Genomic DNA, 15644 nt, shown 5'->3' with positions numbered 1-15644 from the left:
AGATGATAGCGCTTTCGGCGTAACGTTTTGTTAATGCGAGGGTTTCACGGCCGGAAACCCTTGTCCCACGGGGCTTCGCGCCCGCAGGCTCAGCCTGCCGCGGCCCACGCCAGGCCGTGCACCACGCCGAACGAGGGGTTGCCGCGCACCAGCGTCGAGCCGGGGAAGGCAGCGGCCACCGCCGCCTGCAGATAGCCCGCGCGTGACATGCCGCCGGTCAGGAAGATCGCCGCCGGGTCGTGCCCGATATCGGCGCGGACCTGTTCCAGCAACCCGGTCAGTTCGCCCAGGTAGCTGCCGGCCGCCGCTTCCAGCCGGGACGGGTCGACATCCACCCCCAGGCCGCGTTCGATGAAGTCCAGCGCACTGGTGTGCTCTGGCGCGCTGCTCAGGGCGATCTTGCAGCCCTCCACCTCGCGGTACAGGCGTGCGGTGTTGCCGGTGTCCTGCAGCGCCTGCAGGCGCGCGCCCCACGGCGCCTCGGCCTCGCGGTAGTTGTGCTGGCGGAAATCGCGCTGGCGGGTCATGTCCTGCACCATCGCGGCCTCCACGTAGTGGTGCGCCGGCACGCGGCTGTGGCCGCGGCCGAACAGCGGCATGTAGGCGCCGAGGCTCAAGGCCAGGTCGATATCGGTACCACCGCGCGCGATACCCCATGCGCGATGGATCTTCGGGGCCTGTACGCCGCCCACCCGCGCATGCGCCACATCGGTGGTGCCGCCGCCGATGTCGACCACCACCGCGTCATGTTCCTGCGCGCTTTCGGCGTGGTAATGCATGGCTGCGGCAGCCGGTTCCTCCAGGAAATCGACGCTGTCGAAACCCGCGGCGATCGCGGCGGTGTGCAGGATGTCCAGCGCCTGGTCGTTGCCGGCCGCGCCGATCGAGCTGCGGAACTGCACAGGGCGGCCCAGCGTGGCGGTGCGTACCGGCGCGTCGAGCTGGCGCGACGCGGTCAGCCGGATGTGCTCCAGGATGTGCGTGGCGATGCCGGTGATGGTCTGGCGCGCGCGCGGGTGCAGGTTGTAGCCCAGCATCGATTTCGGGCTCTGCACCAGGTTGCCTTCGTTCTCCTCGAAGTAGGCTTCCAGCGCCTCGTCCCCGTACACCGCGTTCTGCAGCAGCTTGGTCGAGCTCAGCGGCGCGCGCATCTGCTCTTCCATCCACTGCCGGCGCACCACGCGCAGGGCCTCGCGGCGCAGCGCATCCGGCGCGCGTTCCTGGCCGGCGGCGCGGGCGTCGCGCGCGGCCGCGTCGATCAACCGGGCCAGTTCGTGCTCCAGCGCCGGGGTCAGTTCGAAGTCGTTCGGATCGCGCATCACCTCGGGGAAGTACACCGTGGTGCGGAACTGTTCGGCCTCGCCAAACCGGATCGGCACGACCCTGCCGTCCACCACGGCGGCGGCGGCGGAGTTGCTGGTGCCAAAGTCGATGCCGATTTTCATGCGGGGCCGGGCCGGAGGTCAGGGGGCGCGCACTGTGCGGCAAGCGGGCCGCCGGTGCAAGGCCTGCCCGGGCCGGGCGGTTACAATGGGGGTTGTTCCGAACCTGAAGGCTTCATCATGTCCGCCGCACCCGCCTGCCCGCAATGCACCCTGGAAAACACCTATGCCGATGGCGCGCTGTGGATCTGCGCCGACTGCGGCCATGAGTGGGCGGCCGGCGATGAAGGCGGCCAGGGCCTGGTCGTGCGTGACAGCAACGGCAACACGCTGGCCAGCGGCGACACCGTCACCGTGATCAAGGACCTGAAGGTCAAGGGCTCGTCGATCCCGCTAAAGCAGGGCACCGTGATCCGCAACATCCGCCTGGTCGAAGACGATGCCGAGCACATCGAAGGCAACTCGGACAAGATCAAGGGCCTGGTCCTGAAGACCTGTTTTTTGAAAAAGGCGTAGGTAACGACCGTTGGTCGTTACGGATCAGCGGCGGCACGCCGCCATTCAATTGCTGGCCGTGCGTTCCCGCCATTTCTGCAGGCTGTCCAGCTTGGCCTGGTAGGTCGCCCGCAGCACGTCGGCATCTTCGCCGGCCAGGTCGCGGGCACGCAGCATTGCAAGCGAGGCGCGGCGGGTGTTGCCGGCCAGGAAGTAGGCGCGTGCCAGCCCGAAATGGAACTGGTGCGCACTGCTGTACAGGCGCACCGCCTGCTGGTAGTACGCGATGGCCTGCGCATAGTCGTGGCGCTGTTCGGCTTCGTTGCCGAACCGGAACTGCGCGAAGGGATCGCTTTTCTGCACCTGTTCCAGCCGCTTGGCCAGCACGTCAGCGCGGCGCGCATCGCCCAGCCTGCGATACAAGGCGCTGGCATTGGTCAGCGCCGCCGCATGCCGCGGTTGCAGCTGCAGGGCCTGCTCGTAATCCTTCCGGGCCTGGTCCAGGCGGCCTTCGCGGGTATCAAGCACGCCCAGGTTGTTCCAGCCGGCAGGGAAGGCCGGTGCCATCGCCAGCGCGGCGTCCAGGTACACGCGCGCCTGCGCGGTGTCTCCCTCGGCCATGTGTTCGGCGCCGCGGTTGTTGTAGAAGTGCGCCAGGGCCCGTTGCTCGGTGATCGGGCGCGGCCCGTAGCGGTCATAAAGCACGTTGCGGTCCAGGTCGACCACGGCGGTGCGACCGTTGAGGTTGAGCCCCACGTTGACGTGGCCCACGTTGTAGATCACGCCCTGGTCCTGGTGCCAGGTGACCACCTGCGCCACCTCCTGTACCCGGGCATCGATGCCCGCCGCGCGCGCCAGGGTGACGAACATCAGGGTGAAGGACAGGCAGTTGGCGCGGTGCGTCTTCCACGTTTCGGCCAGGGTGTGGGTCGCGTACGGGTCGTACTCCAGGTGCATCGCGTCTTCGTCGAAGATCAGGTGCACCAAGCGCACCAGCCGTTGTTCGCGCGAACTGACCGGGGCGATCACCCGTTCCTGCAGCAACGCGCGAAGATCCGGCGGAATGGCCAGGATCTGCTGGGGAGAGGGAATGGGTTCGACCGCCGGGGCCTGCGTGGCAGCGGTATCCGCAGGCGCGGCCAGCAGCGGCGTCGGTGCGGCGGCCAACAGGGCCAACAGGGCAAGGGATTTCCAGCCGTTCATCGCGGTCACCTCGCGGGCATGACGAAGCCTTCGTTTCTGCAGTCTAGGCCGACGACCGGCAGCTGGCGCACCGCTTGTCGGCCTGTTGCACCAGCCACCGCCCTTGCCATCCGCCGCGGGACCGGCCAATGATGCCGCCATGACCTTCTCCCCGCTTTCATTGCCGGCGGCCATGCAGGCCGACCTGGAAGCCGCCTACGCCACGCCCCCGCGGGCCTATCACGGCTACCCCCACGTGCGCGCGGTGCTGCTGCACTGCCAGGCGGTGGCGGAGGGCCCGGGCTGGGCGCACCCGCGCGAAGTGCAGCTGGCCGCGCTGTACCACGATGCGATCTACGAGGCCGGGCGCAACGACAACGAAGCCCGCTCAGCCGCGCTGGCACGTGCGCAGGTGGAGCGCTGGCTGCCGGGCGCCGGCGTGGATGTGGCCCGGATCGAACAGCTGATCCTGCTGACCGCGCGCCATGGCACCCTGGGCGCCGCCGACGTTGACCCCGAAGCGGCCTTGTTCCTGGACTGCGACATGGCCATCCTGGGCGCGCCGCCCGACGTGTTCGATGCCTACGACCGTGGCATCGCGGAGGAGTACGCCGGGCATGTGCCCGGCTTCCTGTTCCGGCTCAACCGGCGGCGGTTCCTCAAGCACCTGCTGCGCAGCCCGCGCATCTTCCTGAGCGACTTCTTCCACCAGCGCCTGGATGCGCCGGCGCGGGCCAACCTGCGCCGGCGACTCGGGCACTGACAGCGGTCGATTACACTGCACCGGTTGAAAGCCGTCGCTCACGCCATGCCCGTTCCCCTCCCATCCGCCACGCCCGATCCAGATCCGCGCCCGCAACCGCCGGAAGAACCCGGCCCCAACGAGTGCTGCGGCAGCGGCTGCCCGCTGTGCGTGCTGGACCTGTACAGCGATGAGCTGCAGCGCTATCGCGCCGCCCTCGCGGCCTGGCGGCTGCGCCATCCCGATGCCGCGCCCTGAGCACTGCCTGCGATGAAGCTTCCTGCCCACGCCCATGTGGCCGGCCTGGCGCTGCTGGCGCTGGCCGGGTTCGTGCTGACCGCCTTGTGGACCCAATGGGCACGCCACGACCTTGACTGGGTGCAGGCCACGCTGAGCCTGTACCTGCATGGCCCGTGGGGCCTTGCGCTGCGGACCGCCTACTGCGTACTGGCCGTAGCGATCATGCTGCTGGCCTGGTCGCTGCACGCCGCCAGCCGCTCGCCGCGGCGCAGCGCGGCGGCGCCGCTGCTGTTCTGCGTGGCCGGACTGGGGCTGATGGGCGTGGCCATCGGCGACAGCTGGCTGCCCGGGCAGGCGCCGCTGCTGGCCCCTCTGGTCCATGGCCTGGCGGCCAACACCGCGTTCCTGTGCGTAAGCGTGGCGATGCTGCTGCAGAGCTGGTACCTGCGTGCCGACCCGCAGTGGGCGCGCTGGGCCAGCGCCGCGTGGTGGTGGGCCTGGCTGTGTTTCGCGCTGCTGTGGCTGCACGTGCTGTGGCGGGCCCCGCCGCGCGGGGCCGGGCAGAAGCTGGTGATCGCCGCGGTGGTGCTGTGGTTGTTCGTGGCCGCGCTGCAGCTGTGGCGGCAGGCGCAACGTGAAGAGGCTGCACGAAAATAAAAAGGCGTATCGTGGGGCGACTTTTCCGGGATGCGTGACGATGCGGCGAGCCAGTGTGGGCAGGGGACTGGGAGTGGTGCTGGGCCTGGTGTCGATGATGGGGGCCGCAGCGGCCCCGGCGGCGCCGCAGCAGGTCAGCCACGGGCGCTTCAACGACGTCCCGATCCACGCGCCGGAAGGCCACCCGCAACGCGTGGTGGTCTGGTTCGATGGTGGCAGCGAACCCCAGCGCACGCGCGAGCGCATCGAGGCCCTGCGCGCGCAGGGCGCGCTGGTGGCCCAGGTCGATGTGGCCCGGCTGCGCACCGGTCTGGCCCAGGAAGGGGGCGGCAACTGCAGCTTTGGCGCAGGCGACGTGGAGAATTTCTCGCGCTGGTTCCAGGCGTACCTGCACGTGCCCGGTTACCACCTGCCGCTGATCGGCGGCGATGGCAGCGGCGCCGAGCTGGCCTATGCAGTGGCGGCGCAGGCCGATACGCAGGTCTTCGCCGGCTTGATCACCACCGGGTTCTGTCCCGACCAGGCGCGCGAGCGCGCGGTGTGCGGCGCCGGTGTCAGCCATGGCCGCCTGCAGCCGGCGGAGCTGGCGTTTCCGTGGCTGAACGCCGCCGGTGACCGCAAGTGCGCGGCAGGTGACGCCACAGCGTTCGTGCACAAGGTGGAGATGGGGCGGCAGTTCCAACGCACCGCGCGTGGCGATGACCTGCCGGGCCTGTTGGCGGCCGCCCAGGTCATCGGTGCGCAGAAGGGTGTCAGCCTGGCGCCGCCGCCGGATGGCCTCAACGGCTTGCCGGTGGTGGAAGTGCCCGCGCAGAAAGGCGGCGACACCCTGGCCATCTTCGTTTCCGGCGACGGCGGCTGGGCGGGGCTCGACAAGGATGTGGCCGCCGCGCTCAGCGAAAACGGCATTTCGGTGGTCGGCCTGGATTCGCTGCGCTATTTCTGGACGGCGCGCACGCCGGAAGGGTTCGCCCGCGACCTGGAACGCATCGCACGCCATTACGGCAGCCAGTGGCAGCGCAAGCGGCTGCTGCTGGTGGGCTTCTCGCAGGGCGCTGATGTCCTGCCAGCGGCCATCAACCAGCTCGACCCGTCCACGCGCGGGTCGATCGCATTGATCGGCCTGATGTCGGTAGGGCGCAAGGCGGACTACGAATTCCACGTCAGCAACTGGCTGGGCGGCGGCGCGGATGGCCTGCCCATTGCCCCGGAGATCGCCCGGTTGCCGGCAGACCGGACGGTGTGCCTGTACGGCGAGGACGATGGCGATGCACTGTGCCCGGAGCTGCCAAAGGGGGGCGCCACGGTGATTGCGCTGCCGGGCGACCACCATTTCAAGGGCGACTACGACCGCTTGGCGAAGACGCTGCTTGAGCACCTGCCGGCGCGTTGATGGTGCGGTCGAACCCCTGCAGGCGCCGGCGATGATCCCCAATGCGCCCATCGAACGGCGCTTGTACGCGCTGATGGCCGATGACCGCTCCGCGCCCCGGGCGGGGGATGGGTCTCCCGCGCAGAAGATGGCCGACGCCCTGTCGCTCTGGCGCGCGGGCGACCGTAATGCCTCCACCCGCGAGCAGTTCTGCGCAGGCTTGAAGGAAACGCTGGAGCGGTTGGTCAGGGACAATGACGTCGACCTGCGCAAGGCGATCCTGCAGCATCGCTTTCCCAAGGTGAAGGACTATCGCCTGCTGGTCGCTTCCCCGAAATGCGAGGCCGCGCTGCAGGCCGCGAAGAAGTTGAGGGACCTCGCGCATCCTGCGCGCATCGAGCGCGAACCGGATCCAGCCAGGAAGTCGCACCTGCAAGCGCTCGCCGCCGCCGTGGACGATGCCCGGGCAGGCAGGGGCGAGTGGGCCAGCGTGACGGCAGGCGCCTGCGCGCTGGGCGAAAAAATCGCGGCCGACTTCGCGCCGCATGCGGACGTGCTGGCCGAAAAGCAGCAACTGGAACGGGACGCCAGCGTGATCGAATATCTGGCGCAGCGGGCACCGCATCAGTCCCGAAGCGGTGGCGGCGCGCGCGGGCGGGACGTGGAAGATCGGGTCGGCACCGAACTGACACAGCTCTGCAACGCAATGAACGAGGCGACCGCTTCCAGTGATGATCCGGGCTATCGCATCGTCCGTGGTGCCAACGTCCCGCCTGCGCTGCGCCCGGCGGAGAGCAGGCACGTCAAGGGAGAGCTCGATTTCCTGCTCATGCACGGCAACGACGTGGTGCTGGTGGGTGAAACCAAGGCCGGTGGCGCGACCGCGATCGGCGCGGATTGCCTGAAGCTCCGCAACGCGGTGGTGGAAATGGCCGCCCGCGCGCAGCAGGACAGGGCGTACGCGTTCACCCTCGGCAGCGACAAGCGTTCGGCGGCGGCCGGCGAAAAGGGCAAGCCGCAGGTGCTGCAGGTCAGCGGTGAGTCGCTCAAGCGGCTGGCGGCACCGCCAGGGGATGCGCCGGACGCGCAGCCCACCTGGCCTGCCAGCGCGCGTTATTTCCTGCCCGACGCGGTTACCGGCATCCCGCTGTCACAGCGTGCAGTGGCCTACCTCACCTGGCGCCCGGCGAGCCTGGATTACGCGCAGGCCTTGTTCGACGGCGCGCAACCCGCCGTCGAGGGACTCGAGTCGGTGTGGCGCGAGCTGGGGGAAGACCCCAAGCTCGCGTGGATATGGGAGGAGCGTGCCTTGGCCGAGCAGGCGTTGAACGCCGTGCACGGCAGCGAGAGCATTGCCGGCTTCACTGCGGCGTTTGCGCAGATGAAGCGCGGGTCCTGACCGCCGCGTTACGTCTTTCGCGGTGCCAGTGAAATCAACCGTGTCGCATCCAGCAGCGCCGCCGGCAGGTGCATGCCGCCCGGCGCCGCCAGATAACGTGCGCGCCACTGCGGCGCGAACTTGGATTTGAAGCGGCGCAGCCCGCTGAAGCCGTAGAAGCGCTCGCCGTGCCGTGCGACCACGTTGGCGAAGCGGTTCCAGCGGCCGGCCAGGCGGTGCTGGGCAAGCCCCGACAAGGGCGCCATGCCCAGCGAAAAACGGTGGAAGCCCTGCGCGCGCCCCCACAGGAACAGCTCGATGAACAGGAAATCCATCGTGCCTTTCGGTGCATCGTCGACGTGCCGCATCAGGTCCACCGACAGCTCGTGCCCGGCCGGTGCCTGCCACAGGTTGGCGAAGGCGACGATGCGGCCCTCGGCCTCGACCACGGCCACCGGGAAGCGCACCAGGTAATCCGGATCGAAACTGCCCAGTGAGAAGCCTTTCTCGTCGCCGGCCTTGTCGTCCAGCCACTGCTGCGATACCGCGGCCAGCGCGGGAATCAACGCGGCAACCTCGCCGGGCGGTGCAACGCGGAAGCTGAGGCCGCCGCGCTTGCCCCGGTTCCAGGCCTGGCGCAGGTCGGCGCGTTCGCGTCCCTCCAGCCCGAAGTCCTGCAGCGGCACCATCGCTTCCTCGCCCAGTTTCACCAGGGTCAGCCCAAGGTCCAGATAGGTCTGCCAGTACGCTTCGCCGACCTGATAGAACACCGGGCGCAGGCCGAGGCGATCGGCCTCCTCGCGGAAGCGCCAGATCAAGGCGCGTGCGACATCCGGGGGCCCGACCGGATCGCCCATCGCGATCAGCGAACCGCCGTAGCGCTGCATCATCACGAAGCCGCGCCCGGCATCGTCGCGCAGTACGGCCTTGTCGGCGGTGAGCACCAGGCAGGCCTGGGTGTCCTGCGCCGCCTGCAGGATCGGCGCCAGCGCGTCGAGCGTGGCCGGGTCGGCTGCCGGCAGGGGCGTGCGGGTGCTGTGCAGCAGCCGCGCCAGGCCGAAGATGGCCAACGCGATCGCCACCACCAGCAGTGCGCGCAGCGCACGCGGTGCGTTGCCCTGCGCGGCGAACTGCCACCACAGCTCGTTCTGGTATTCGACATGGCTGTAGACGAAGAACAGCAGCCAGATCACCGCCACCAGCACCAGCCCCAGGTTGCGGATCCACGGCCATGACCACGCTTCGTCGAGCAGCGCGCCCTGCCGGTAGAACTCGCGACGCGACGCCCACAGCGCCATCGCCACCAGCACCGAGGCCAGCGCGATCAGCACCTGACCGCCGCGCAGCCAGATCGGCAGCGGCGCGATCACGCAGATCGCCAATGCCAGCATCCAGGCCGCATGGCTGCGCCGCTGCAGACCCTGGCCGATCAGCAGCAGCACCACGCCGGCCAGGCTGCCGAGCAGGTGCGAGGTTTCCAGGATCGGCAGCGAAGCGTGCAGCAGGTGCCGGCGCGGGGTGGGCAGGGTGCCGTCGATCACCAGCGCGGCGCCCACGCTGAACACCGCCAGCGCGATGATCTGCGGCAGCCACGGGCGCAACGCGGTCCAGCCGGCGCGGGTGGCCCCTGCACCCACCCGCAGCGGGCGGCGCATGGCCGGCGCTACAGCGAGCACGGTGGCCAGCAGCAACGGCAGCACGTAGTAGGTGACCCGATAGATCAGGGCCGCTGCAAGCACCGCAGCAGGCGCCACCTGCGGCAGCAGCTTGAGCAGGCTCCACTCGAACACGCCCAACCCGGCCGGCACGCTGGAAATCAGTCCGGCCAGCACGGCCACCAGATACAGGCCGACAAACCCGGGCAGCCCGGTCGGGGTATCCATCGGCAGCAGCACGTAGAACGCCGCGCTGGCCAGCACCAGCTCCACCACGCTGAGCGCGGTCACGCCCAGCATCGTGCGGCGATCGGGCAGCCACAGCGCGTGCCCGCGGATCTGGAAGCTGCGGCCCTCGCGCCCGACCAGCAGCACCGTGCCCCCGTAGGCGAGCAGGCCTGCCGCGCCGAGCACGCGTACGGCCTGCGCCGACACGGGCAATGCGAGTGCGGCGGCGCCCGGTTCCAGCAGGAACGCCAGCGCCAACAGCAGCCAGGCGCCGAACACGAAGCCCAGCGTGCTCATCAGTACCACCTGGCCGATCTCGGCCAGGCTCAGCCCGGCGCCGCCATAGCCGCGCAGGCGCACCGCACCGCCGGTCAGTGCCGCAAAGCCCAGCGTCTGCCCCAGGGTGTGGGCAAGGAAGGCGGTGATGCCCACCCGTGCCGGGTGCAGGCGCTTGCCGCTGCGACGCAGGCCGATTGCGTCAAATCCGATCAGGCAGGCGTAGCTGGCCAGGCCCAGGATGACGGTCAGTGCGATCTGGCCGGCGCCCAGCTGGTGGAAGGCCTCACGGATGGCGCGATAGCCGTGGTCGTCGAATTCGTTGGCCAGGCCACGCAGGGCCAGCGCCAGGATGCCCAGGCTGAAGACGACGGTCGCCGCGCGGCGCCAGCCGACGCGGGACGAGGGGGCAGGTGCAGGATCGGTCATCGGTACAGCGTGCTCCGGGGCAGGCGATGAAGAGGTCAAAGCACGCCAGTGTGCCTCGCCGGCGCATCGTGCGCTTCCGCCGGGGACTTGCCAAGCCGGGTGGCTGTGCGCGCTGTGGCCGCTTGGATCGGCCGCAACGACAGCGTGACCCCGCTTCGGCGACAATGCCTGGACCATCACAGAGGAGCCATCGCCATGTTGGAACGTTTCGACGTCGGTCCGCGCATGTCCGAAATGACCGTGCACAACAAGGTTGCCTATCTGTCCGGGCAGATCCCCGAAGACACCAGCCAGGACATCACCGGGCAGACCCGCCAGGTGCTGGCCGAGATCGACAAGCTGCTGGCGCTGGTGGCCAGCGACAAGCAGCACGTGCTGCGCGCGGAGGTCTACCTGGCCGACATCGGCGATTTCGCCGGCATGAACGCGGCGTGGGACGAATGGGTGGTCAGCGGCATGACCCCGGCGCGTGCGACGGTGGAAGCCAAGCTGGCCGACCCGAGCTGGAAAGTGGAGATCGTGATTACGGCCGCGTTGCCCTAAGCACCAGTTCAATGCAGTCCACCGGACACGGTGGAATGCACAATTCGCAACCGGTACACAGATCGGCGATGACGGCGTGCATGTACTTGGCGCCGCCCACGATCGCATCCACCGGACACGCCTGGATGCACTTGGTGCAGCCGATGCAGTCGGCCTCGATCACCCGCGCGACCTGCGCGGGCTTATGCTCGCCGCGGCTGCGGTCGAACGGTAGCGCCGGCACCTCCAGCACGCGTGCCAACGCGCGCGCGCCCTCATCACCCCCGGGCGGGCAGTGGTCCACGCCCGCCTCGCCACGCGCCATCGCCTCGGCGTACGGGCGGCAGCCGTCGTAGCCGCACTGCCCGCATTGGGTCTGCGGCAGCAGGCAGTCAAGGCGTTCGACCAGGGGCAGGGAAGGCGATGTCATGCGTGGCGTCGGCTGCGCGGGAGCTTCATTTCAAGGGTTTTCCGCGGTACCAGCGTTCCTGCGCCAATGCGAGCATCGGCCGGTCTTCGCGGCTGTCGCCGTACGCATGGATGCGCACGTAACGTGACAGGTCATAACGCGCCCGGATGCGGTCGGCCTTGTGCGGCGCGCAGTCGCCCTCGGCATAGCGCCCGGTCAGGCGGCCGTCCTGGCTTTCCAGCCGGTTGCAGATCAGGTCCAGCCCCAGCGCCTCGCACCACGGTCGCAGGTACAGGTCCAGCGAACCGGACACGATCACCACCGTATGCCGCTGCTGCAGGTGCCAGCGGATCTGCTCCAGCATCTGCGGGCGCACCACCTCGGGCAGCACCTCGCGGGAGAACCCGGCCGCCAGGGTGGCGATATCGTCGGCGTGGCGGTCGCGCAGGGTCAACCGGGTCACGCGCGCACGGATGCGCTCGGCGGAAATCAACTTCAACCGATAGGCCAACAGCCACGGACCCACCTTCCACCACGCCTGGGCCAACTGCTCGGGCGTGGCCACCCGGCGCAGGAAACGCGCATACGTATCGCAGTCGGTGACGGTGTGATCGAAGTCGACAAGGGCCAATTCCATCTACGCCCTCCCGGCAGGCATCAGCGAACCGGCATGCCCGGCAGCGCGGTGCTGTCGGCATCGAGCAGCGCCAGCGCGCCACCGTCGAAGCCCGCCGACAGGATCATGCCTTCGCTCACGCCGAAGCGCATCTTGCGCGGGGCCAGGTTGGCGATGAACACCACGCTGCGGCCGACCAGCGCTTCGGGTTCGCCATAGCTGGCACGGATCCCGGAGAAGATCTGGCGCTTGCCCAGCTCGCCGGCGTCCAGCTCGAAGCGCAGCAGCTTGTCCGAGCCTTCGACGAACTCGCAGGCCAGTACCTTGCCGATGCGCAGGTCCAGCTTGGCGAAATCGTCGATACCGATATACGCCGGGCCTTCCGCCGTCGCAGCGGGAGCGGCGGCAGGCGCGGCAGCAGGCGCCGCCGGCTTGGCGGGCTTGGCCGGGGCCGCAGGTGCGGGGGCGGCGAGAGTGTCTTTGGAAGCGTCGGTCATGGCGTCAATCATTTTCGGGTCGATACGGGTGAACAGCGGGCTGTACACGGCGATGGTGTGGGCCAGCAGCGGCGAGGCGATGTCGGTCCAGCGCTGCACCGGGGCGGCCAGGAATGTTTCGGCCTGCGCGGCAGTAGCCGGCAGCACCGGCTTGAGCGCGGTGACCAGCACGCGGAACAGGTTCAGGCCCTGGGTGCACACCGACTGCAGCTGCGCGTCGGCGCCCTCCTGCTTGGCGATCACCCACGGTTTCTGTTCGTCGATGTAGCGGTTGGCTTCGTCGGCCAGCGCCATGGTCAGGCGCAGCGCGGCAGCCGGATCATTGCGCTCGTACGCCTCGCGCACCGGCGCCAGCGCGGCCACGAAGCGGTCGTACTGCGCGGCATCGGGCAGCGCGTCGGCCAGGCGGCCGTCGAAGCGCTTGCTGATGAAACCGGCGCAGCGGCTGGCCAGGTTGACGAACTTGCCGACCAGGTCGGCGTTCACGCGCGCGATGAAGTCGCCCAGGTTCAGGTCGAGATCGTCGACACCGCCGGAGGACTTGGCCGCGAAGTAATAACGCAGTGCTTCCGGCTCCAGCCCGGCATCCAGGAAGGTGCGGGCCATGACGAACGTACCGCGCGACTTGGACATCTTCGCGCCATCCACGGTGAGGTAGCCGTTCACGTGCAGGCGGGTCGGCGCGCGGTGGCCGGTGCCGTGCAGCACCGCCGGCCAGAACAGGCCGTGGAAGTTGACGATGTCCTTGCCGATGAAGTGGTGCAGTTCGGTGCTGGTGCCGGCGCGCAGGTGCGCGTCGAAATCCTCGCCGTTCTTCGCGCACAGCGCCTGGAAGCTGGACAGGTAGCCGATCGGCGCATCCAGCCACACATAGAAGTACTTGCCCGGGTGGCCCGGGATCTGGAAGCCGAAGTAGGGCGCATCGCGGGAAATGTCCCACGCGCGCAGGCCGCCTTCGGCATTGAGCCACTCGCCCAGCTTGGCCTTCACCCCGGGCAGGGCGACATCGCCGGCCAGCCATTCGCGCAGGAAGCTTTCGAAACGGCCCACCTCGAAGAAGAAGTGCTCCGAATCGCGGATTTCCGGCGTGGCGCCGGAAATGACCGAGCGCGGGTCCCTCAGGTCGGTGGGGGCGTAGGTGGCGCCGCACACTTCGCAGTTGTCGCCGTACTGGTCAGGCGTGCCGCAGTTGGGGCAGATGCCCTTGATGTAGCGGTCGGGCAGGAACATGCCCTTGGCCGGGTCGTAGAACTGGGCCACGGAACGGCGCGTGATGTGGCCTTCCGCCTCGAGCTTGAGGTAGAACGCCTCGGTCAGGGCCTTGTTGCCGGCCGAGTTGGTCGAGTCGTAATGATCGAACGCAACGCCGAAGGCGGCGAAGTCGCGCTCGTGGCTGGCCTGGATGTTGGCGATGAACGCTTCCGGGGTCACGCCGGCCTTCTCGGCCGCCAGCATGATCGGGGTGCCGTGGGTGTCGTCGGCGCATACGAACCAGGTCTTGCCGCCGCTCATTCGCCGCGCGCGCACCCAGATATCAGCCTGGATGTAGCCGACCAGATGGCCCAGGTGCAGCGGGCCGTTGGCGTAGGGCAGTGCGGTGGTGACAAGAGCGGTGCGGGTCATGATCTGCGCGGGTGCGGGGGGAACGCGGGATTATCGCATGCTCCCCGGAAAGACGAAGGGCCGGCGCGGTCATCCCGCGCCAGCCCCATGTCGTTGATCTGCCAGCGCTTTACGCGGCGGGATTTACTCGCGTACCCAGGTCTGGGCGCGGCAGATGAACGCCACGCAGCCGGACATGTCCAGCTTCTTGCCACCCGGCTGCAGCTCCAGCTTGGACTTGTAGGTCTTGCCATTGGCCGGGTCCAGCACGGTGCCGCCGGACCAGTTGGTGGTGCTGCCCTTGTCCTGCTTCAGGTTCCACAGGATGGTCATGCCCTTTACCGGCTTGCCCTTGTTGGCGCCGCTGCAGTCGTCACAGACCGGGTTCGGGCCCTTGTCCGAGTGCAGCACTTCCACCACCTTCCCGCTCAACGTGCCATTGGTGGCCTGGGTGATCTCCACGATGGACTTCACCTTGCCGGTCTTGTCATCGATGGTCTTCCAGCGGCCAACCGCGCCGTCGGCCGCCGAGGCCGACATCGCGGCCATCACCAGCGGCAGTGCCAGCAGCAGGGTCTTGAAGGTCTTGCGCATGTTCCCCTCCCAGGGATGTACGTGAATGCCGGCGCGGGGCCGGGACAGCTGGACTGTATACCCATTCGCTCTGGTACGGAACGCATTCCGCCGGTCAGCCACAACGCATTCAGGTGGTTTCGTACAGCTCCAGCGGCAGCCCGTCGGGGTCGGCGAAGAAGGTGAAGCGCTGGCCGGTGTACTCGTCAACGCGGATCGGCTCGCAGGGCACGCCTTCGGCCGCGAGGCGTTCAATCATTGGCTCCAGTGCCGCCACCCGGAAGGCCAGGTGGCGCAGGCCCTGCGCTTCCGGGCGACTGGGCCGCGGCGGCGGCGACGGGAAGGAGAACAGCTCGAGCTGGCCACCGTCAGGCAGGGCCAGGTCCAGCTTCCACGAATCGCGCGCGGCGCGGTGGTGTTCGGCCTTCACGGCAAGGCCGAGCACGCGGACGTAGAAGTCGCGCGAACGGTCGTAATCGGCACAGATCAGAGCGACATGGTGGATGCCGAGCAGCGGTGTCATGGGATCGATTCCTGGTGGCGCATCGGCACAACCGTCTGAGTGGGGTCGCTACAAATACCGCAACTCGCGCCGCCTTTCTAACTTCTTGTAGAGCCTTGCCCCCCGGCCGTCTCCAACATGCAGCCCTCATCGAGAAGGGCCGCAGACCGCGTCCCGCCTCGGCAAATGCCTGAACGGGAGTGGTCGGATGCACGTCATCGTCAATGCAGGGCAGGACCCCATCGACCTCACCGTCGCTGGGCAGGTCATTCAGCTTGCGCCCGGTGACCGCCTGCTGTTGGCCGGCGTGCCGCTGCCGCGCAACAGCGCGCTGAACGCCGTCGCGCTGGCCGGCAGTGGCATGGCACGGGCGCTGGCCCACTTCGACCATGCCAGCAACGTGCTGCGCCCGGCCGGTGAGCCGCAGCCGGTGTGCTGGGTGGCGCAGGCCGCGCTGGAAGACCCCGATGTGGCGGCCGCCTGGCTGATTGACCAGCTCGCCCGCGGGGCCGGCCAGCCCGACGACGGCCAGGCCGCCCAGCTGCTGCGCCACCTGGCGCGCAGCGAAAGCTACGGCCTGATGCGTTTCCTGCTGGACGAAGGCGGCGAAAACTCCGTGGCCGCCCTGGCCCAGCGCTATGGCCTGTCTTCGGCGCAGTTCCACCGGCGCTGCCGGCAGGTACTGGGCCGCCCGCTCAAGCGCGAGCTGCGCATCCAGCGCGCCGCGCGCGCGCTGCTGGCCTATCCCGGCCGCGCGCGCTCGTTCACCTACCTCGCCGCCGATCACGGCTATGCGTCGCTGTCGCACTTCTGCACCGACGTGAAATCGCTGATCGGTTGTTCGCCCCTTTCCGTCTACCGGGCCGTCTCGACGCCCAACGAGTGAT

16 protein-coding genes are annotated in these 15644 nt (G+C 68.8%); 8 read left to right on the top strand and 8 right to left on the bottom strand.

Annotation, left to right across the window (positions count from 1 at the left end; translation table 11 throughout):
- Positions 1-89: 89 nt before the first annotated feature.
- Positions 90-1445 carry an Hsp70 family protein gene (locus SOM39_RS03265; protein WP_320457463.1) on the bottom strand — a complete coding sequence of 452 codons (1356 nt, stop codon included), beginning with the start codon at positions 1443-1445 and terminating at the stop codon, positions 90-92.
- 117 nt (positions 1446-1562) lie between these two features.
- Between SOM39_RS03265 and SOM39_RS03260 the strand changes: the two genes are divergently transcribed.
- Positions 1563-1898 carry a zinc ribbon domain-containing protein YjdM gene (locus SOM39_RS03260; protein ID WP_068853590.1) on the top strand — a complete coding sequence of 112 codons (336 nt, stop codon included), beginning with the start codon at positions 1563-1565 and terminating at the stop codon, positions 1896-1898.
- Positions 1899-1943: 45 nt separating this feature from the next.
- Here SOM39_RS03260 and SOM39_RS03255 read toward each other — a convergent pair whose 3' ends face one another.
- Positions 1944-3080, bottom strand: coding sequence for a tetratricopeptide repeat protein (locus SOM39_RS03255; protein WP_320457462.1), 1137 nt, complete (start codon positions 3078-3080; stop codon positions 1944-1946).
- A gap of 139 nt (positions 3081-3219) precedes the next feature.
- Between SOM39_RS03255 and SOM39_RS03250 the strand changes: the two genes are divergently transcribed.
- The 5 genes from SOM39_RS03250 to SOM39_RS03230 are packed head-to-tail and all read left to right on the top strand — an operon-like array spanning position 3220 to position 7469.
- Entirely contained in the window at positions 3220-3822 is a 603-nt protein-coding gene (locus SOM39_RS03250; protein ID WP_184126443.1) for a hypothetical protein, read from the top strand.
- A gap of 45 nt (positions 3823-3867) precedes the next feature.
- Positions 3868-4059, top strand: a complete 192-nt coding sequence (locus SOM39_RS03245) for an oxidoreductase-like domain-containing protein (protein WP_068853587.1) — start codon at positions 3868-3870, stop codon at positions 4057-4059.
- Between the two features lie 12 nt (positions 4060-4071).
- Positions 4072-4698: a DUF998 domain-containing protein gene (locus tag SOM39_RS03240; protein WP_320457461.1), complete on the top strand. Its 627-nt coding sequence runs from the start codon at positions 4072-4074 to the stop codon at positions 4696-4698.
- A 40-nt stretch (positions 4699-4738) separates the two neighbouring features.
- Positions 4739-6091, top strand: coding sequence for a virulence factor family protein (locus SOM39_RS03235; RefSeq protein ID WP_320457460.1), 1353 nt, complete (start codon positions 4739-4741; stop codon positions 6089-6091).
- 31 nt (positions 6092-6122) lie between these two features.
- Positions 6123-7469 carry a hypothetical protein gene (locus SOM39_RS03230; RefSeq protein WP_320457459.1) on the top strand — a complete coding sequence of 449 codons (1347 nt, stop codon included), beginning with the start codon at positions 6123-6125 and terminating at the stop codon, positions 7467-7469.
- A gap of 8 nt (positions 7470-7477) precedes the next feature.
- Here SOM39_RS03230 and mprF read toward each other — a convergent pair whose 3' ends face one another.
- Positions 7478-10036: a bifunctional lysylphosphatidylglycerol flippase/synthetase MprF gene (mprF, locus tag SOM39_RS03225; protein ID WP_320457458.1), complete on the bottom strand. Its 2559-nt coding sequence runs from the start codon at positions 10034-10036 to the stop codon at positions 7478-7480.
- 195 nt (positions 10037-10231) lie between these two features.
- On the opposite strand from mprF, the gene SOM39_RS03220 reads away from it, so the two are divergent.
- Positions 10232-10579 (top strand): RidA family protein, encoded by a 348-nt coding sequence (locus SOM39_RS03220; RefSeq protein ID WP_217537731.1) that lies wholly within the window; start codon positions 10232-10234, stop codon positions 10577-10579.
- On the opposite strand, the gene rnfB is transcribed toward SOM39_RS03220, so the two are convergent.
- From rnfB to SOM39_RS03195, 5 genes are all read right to left on the bottom strand, one after another.
- Positions 10560-10988: an Rnf electron transport complex subunit RnfB gene (gene rnfB, locus SOM39_RS03215; protein WP_320457457.1), complete on the bottom strand. Its 429-nt coding sequence runs from the start codon at positions 10986-10988 to the stop codon at positions 10560-10562. The two genes, SOM39_RS03220 and rnfB, sit on opposite strands and share 20 nt — an antisense overlap.
- A 25-nt stretch (positions 10989-11013) precedes the next feature.
- Complete coding sequence (locus SOM39_RS03210; protein ID WP_210130802.1) at positions 11014-11604, bottom strand: HAD family hydrolase; 591 nt, start codon at positions 11602-11604, stop codon at positions 11014-11016.
- 20 nt (positions 11605-11624) lie between these two features.
- Entirely contained in the window at positions 11625-13703 is a 2079-nt protein-coding gene (metG, locus tag SOM39_RS03205) for a methionine--tRNA ligase (protein WP_320457456.1), read from the bottom strand.
- Positions 13704-13826: 123 nt separating this feature from the next.
- Complete coding sequence (locus SOM39_RS03200) at positions 13827-14276, bottom strand: DUF2147 domain-containing protein (protein ID WP_184126449.1); 450 nt, start codon at positions 14274-14276, stop codon at positions 13827-13829.
- Positions 14277-14385: 109 nt separating this feature from the next.
- On the bottom strand, positions 14386-14778 hold the full coding sequence (locus SOM39_RS03195) for a VOC family protein (RefSeq protein ID WP_068853577.1): 393 nt from the start codon (positions 14776-14778) through the stop codon (positions 14386-14388).
- A 187-nt stretch (positions 14779-14965) separates the two neighbouring features.
- Here SOM39_RS03195 and SOM39_RS03190 point away from each other — a divergent pair, with 187 nt between their 5' ends.
- Positions 14966-15643 carry a helix-turn-helix domain-containing protein gene (locus tag SOM39_RS03190; RefSeq protein ID WP_068853576.1) on the top strand — a complete coding sequence of 226 codons (678 nt, stop codon included), beginning with the start codon at positions 14966-14968 and terminating at the stop codon, positions 15641-15643.
- Position 15644 lies beyond the last annotated feature (1 nt).

Source organism: Stenotrophomonas sp. CFBP8994, assembly GCF_034044835.1.
Classification (GTDB): domain Bacteria; phylum Pseudomonadota; class Gammaproteobacteria; order Xanthomonadales; family Xanthomonadaceae; genus Stenotrophomonas; species Stenotrophomonas rhizophila_A.
This window is presented reverse-complemented; position numbering and strand designations above follow the sequence as displayed.

Bases quoted from the DNA above. Each gene is read 5' to 3' on its own strand.
- SOM39_RS03195 (WP_068853577.1), bottom strand. From the start codon at position 14,778: ATGACACCGCTGCTCGGCATCCACCATGTCGCTCTGATCTGTGCCGAT.
- SOM39_RS03250 (WP_184126443.1), top strand. From the start codon at position 3,220: ATGACCTTCTCCCCGCTTTCATTGCCGGCGGCCATGCAGGCCGACCTG.
- SOM39_RS03230 (WP_320457459.1), top strand. From the start codon at position 6,123: ATGATCCCCAATGCGCCCATCGAACGGCGCTTGTACGCGCTGATGGCC.
- SOM39_RS03235 (WP_320457460.1), top strand. From the start codon at position 4,739: ATGCGGCGAGCCAGTGTGGGCAGGGGACTGGGAGTGGTGCTGGGCCTG.
- SOM39_RS03260 (WP_068853590.1), top strand. From the start codon at position 1,563: ATGTCCGCCGCACCCGCCTGCCCGCAATGCACCCTGGAAAACACCTAT.
- SOM39_RS03255 (WP_320457462.1), bottom strand. From the start codon at position 3,080: ATGAACGGCTGGAAATCCCTTGCCCTGTTGGCCCTGTTGGCCGCCGCA.
- rnfB (WP_320457457.1), bottom strand. From the start codon at position 10,988: ATGACATCGCCTTCCCTGCCCCTGGTCGAACGCCTTGACTGCCTGCTG.
- SOM39_RS03190 (WP_068853576.1), top strand. From the start codon at position 14,966: ATGCACGTCATCGTCAATGCAGGGCAGGACCCCATCGACCTCACCGTC.
- SOM39_RS03210 (WP_210130802.1), bottom strand. From the start codon at position 11,604: ATGGAATTGGCCCTTGTCGACTTCGATCACACCGTCACCGACTGCGAT.
- metG (WP_320457456.1), bottom strand. From the start codon at position 13,703: ATGACCCGCACCGCTCTTGTCACCACCGCACTGCCCTACGCCAACGGC.
- mprF (WP_320457458.1), bottom strand. From the start codon at position 10,036: ATGACCGATCCTGCACCTGCCCCCTCGTCCCGCGTCGGCTGGCGCCGC.
- SOM39_RS03265 (WP_320457463.1), bottom strand. From the start codon at position 1,445: ATGAAAATCGGCATCGACTTTGGCACCAGCAACTCCGCCGCCGCCGCC.
- SOM39_RS03245 (WP_068853587.1), top strand. From the start codon at position 3,868: ATGCCCGTTCCCCTCCCATCCGCCACGCCCGATCCAGATCCGCGCCCG.
- SOM39_RS03240 (WP_320457461.1), top strand. From the start codon at position 4,072: ATGAAGCTTCCTGCCCACGCCCATGTGGCCGGCCTGGCGCTGCTGGCG.
- SOM39_RS03200 (WP_184126449.1), bottom strand. From the start codon at position 14,276: ATGCGCAAGACCTTCAAGACCCTGCTGCTGGCACTGCCGCTGGTGATG.
- SOM39_RS03220 (WP_217537731.1), top strand. From the start codon at position 10,232: ATGTTGGAACGTTTCGACGTCGGTCCGCGCATGTCCGAAATGACCGTG.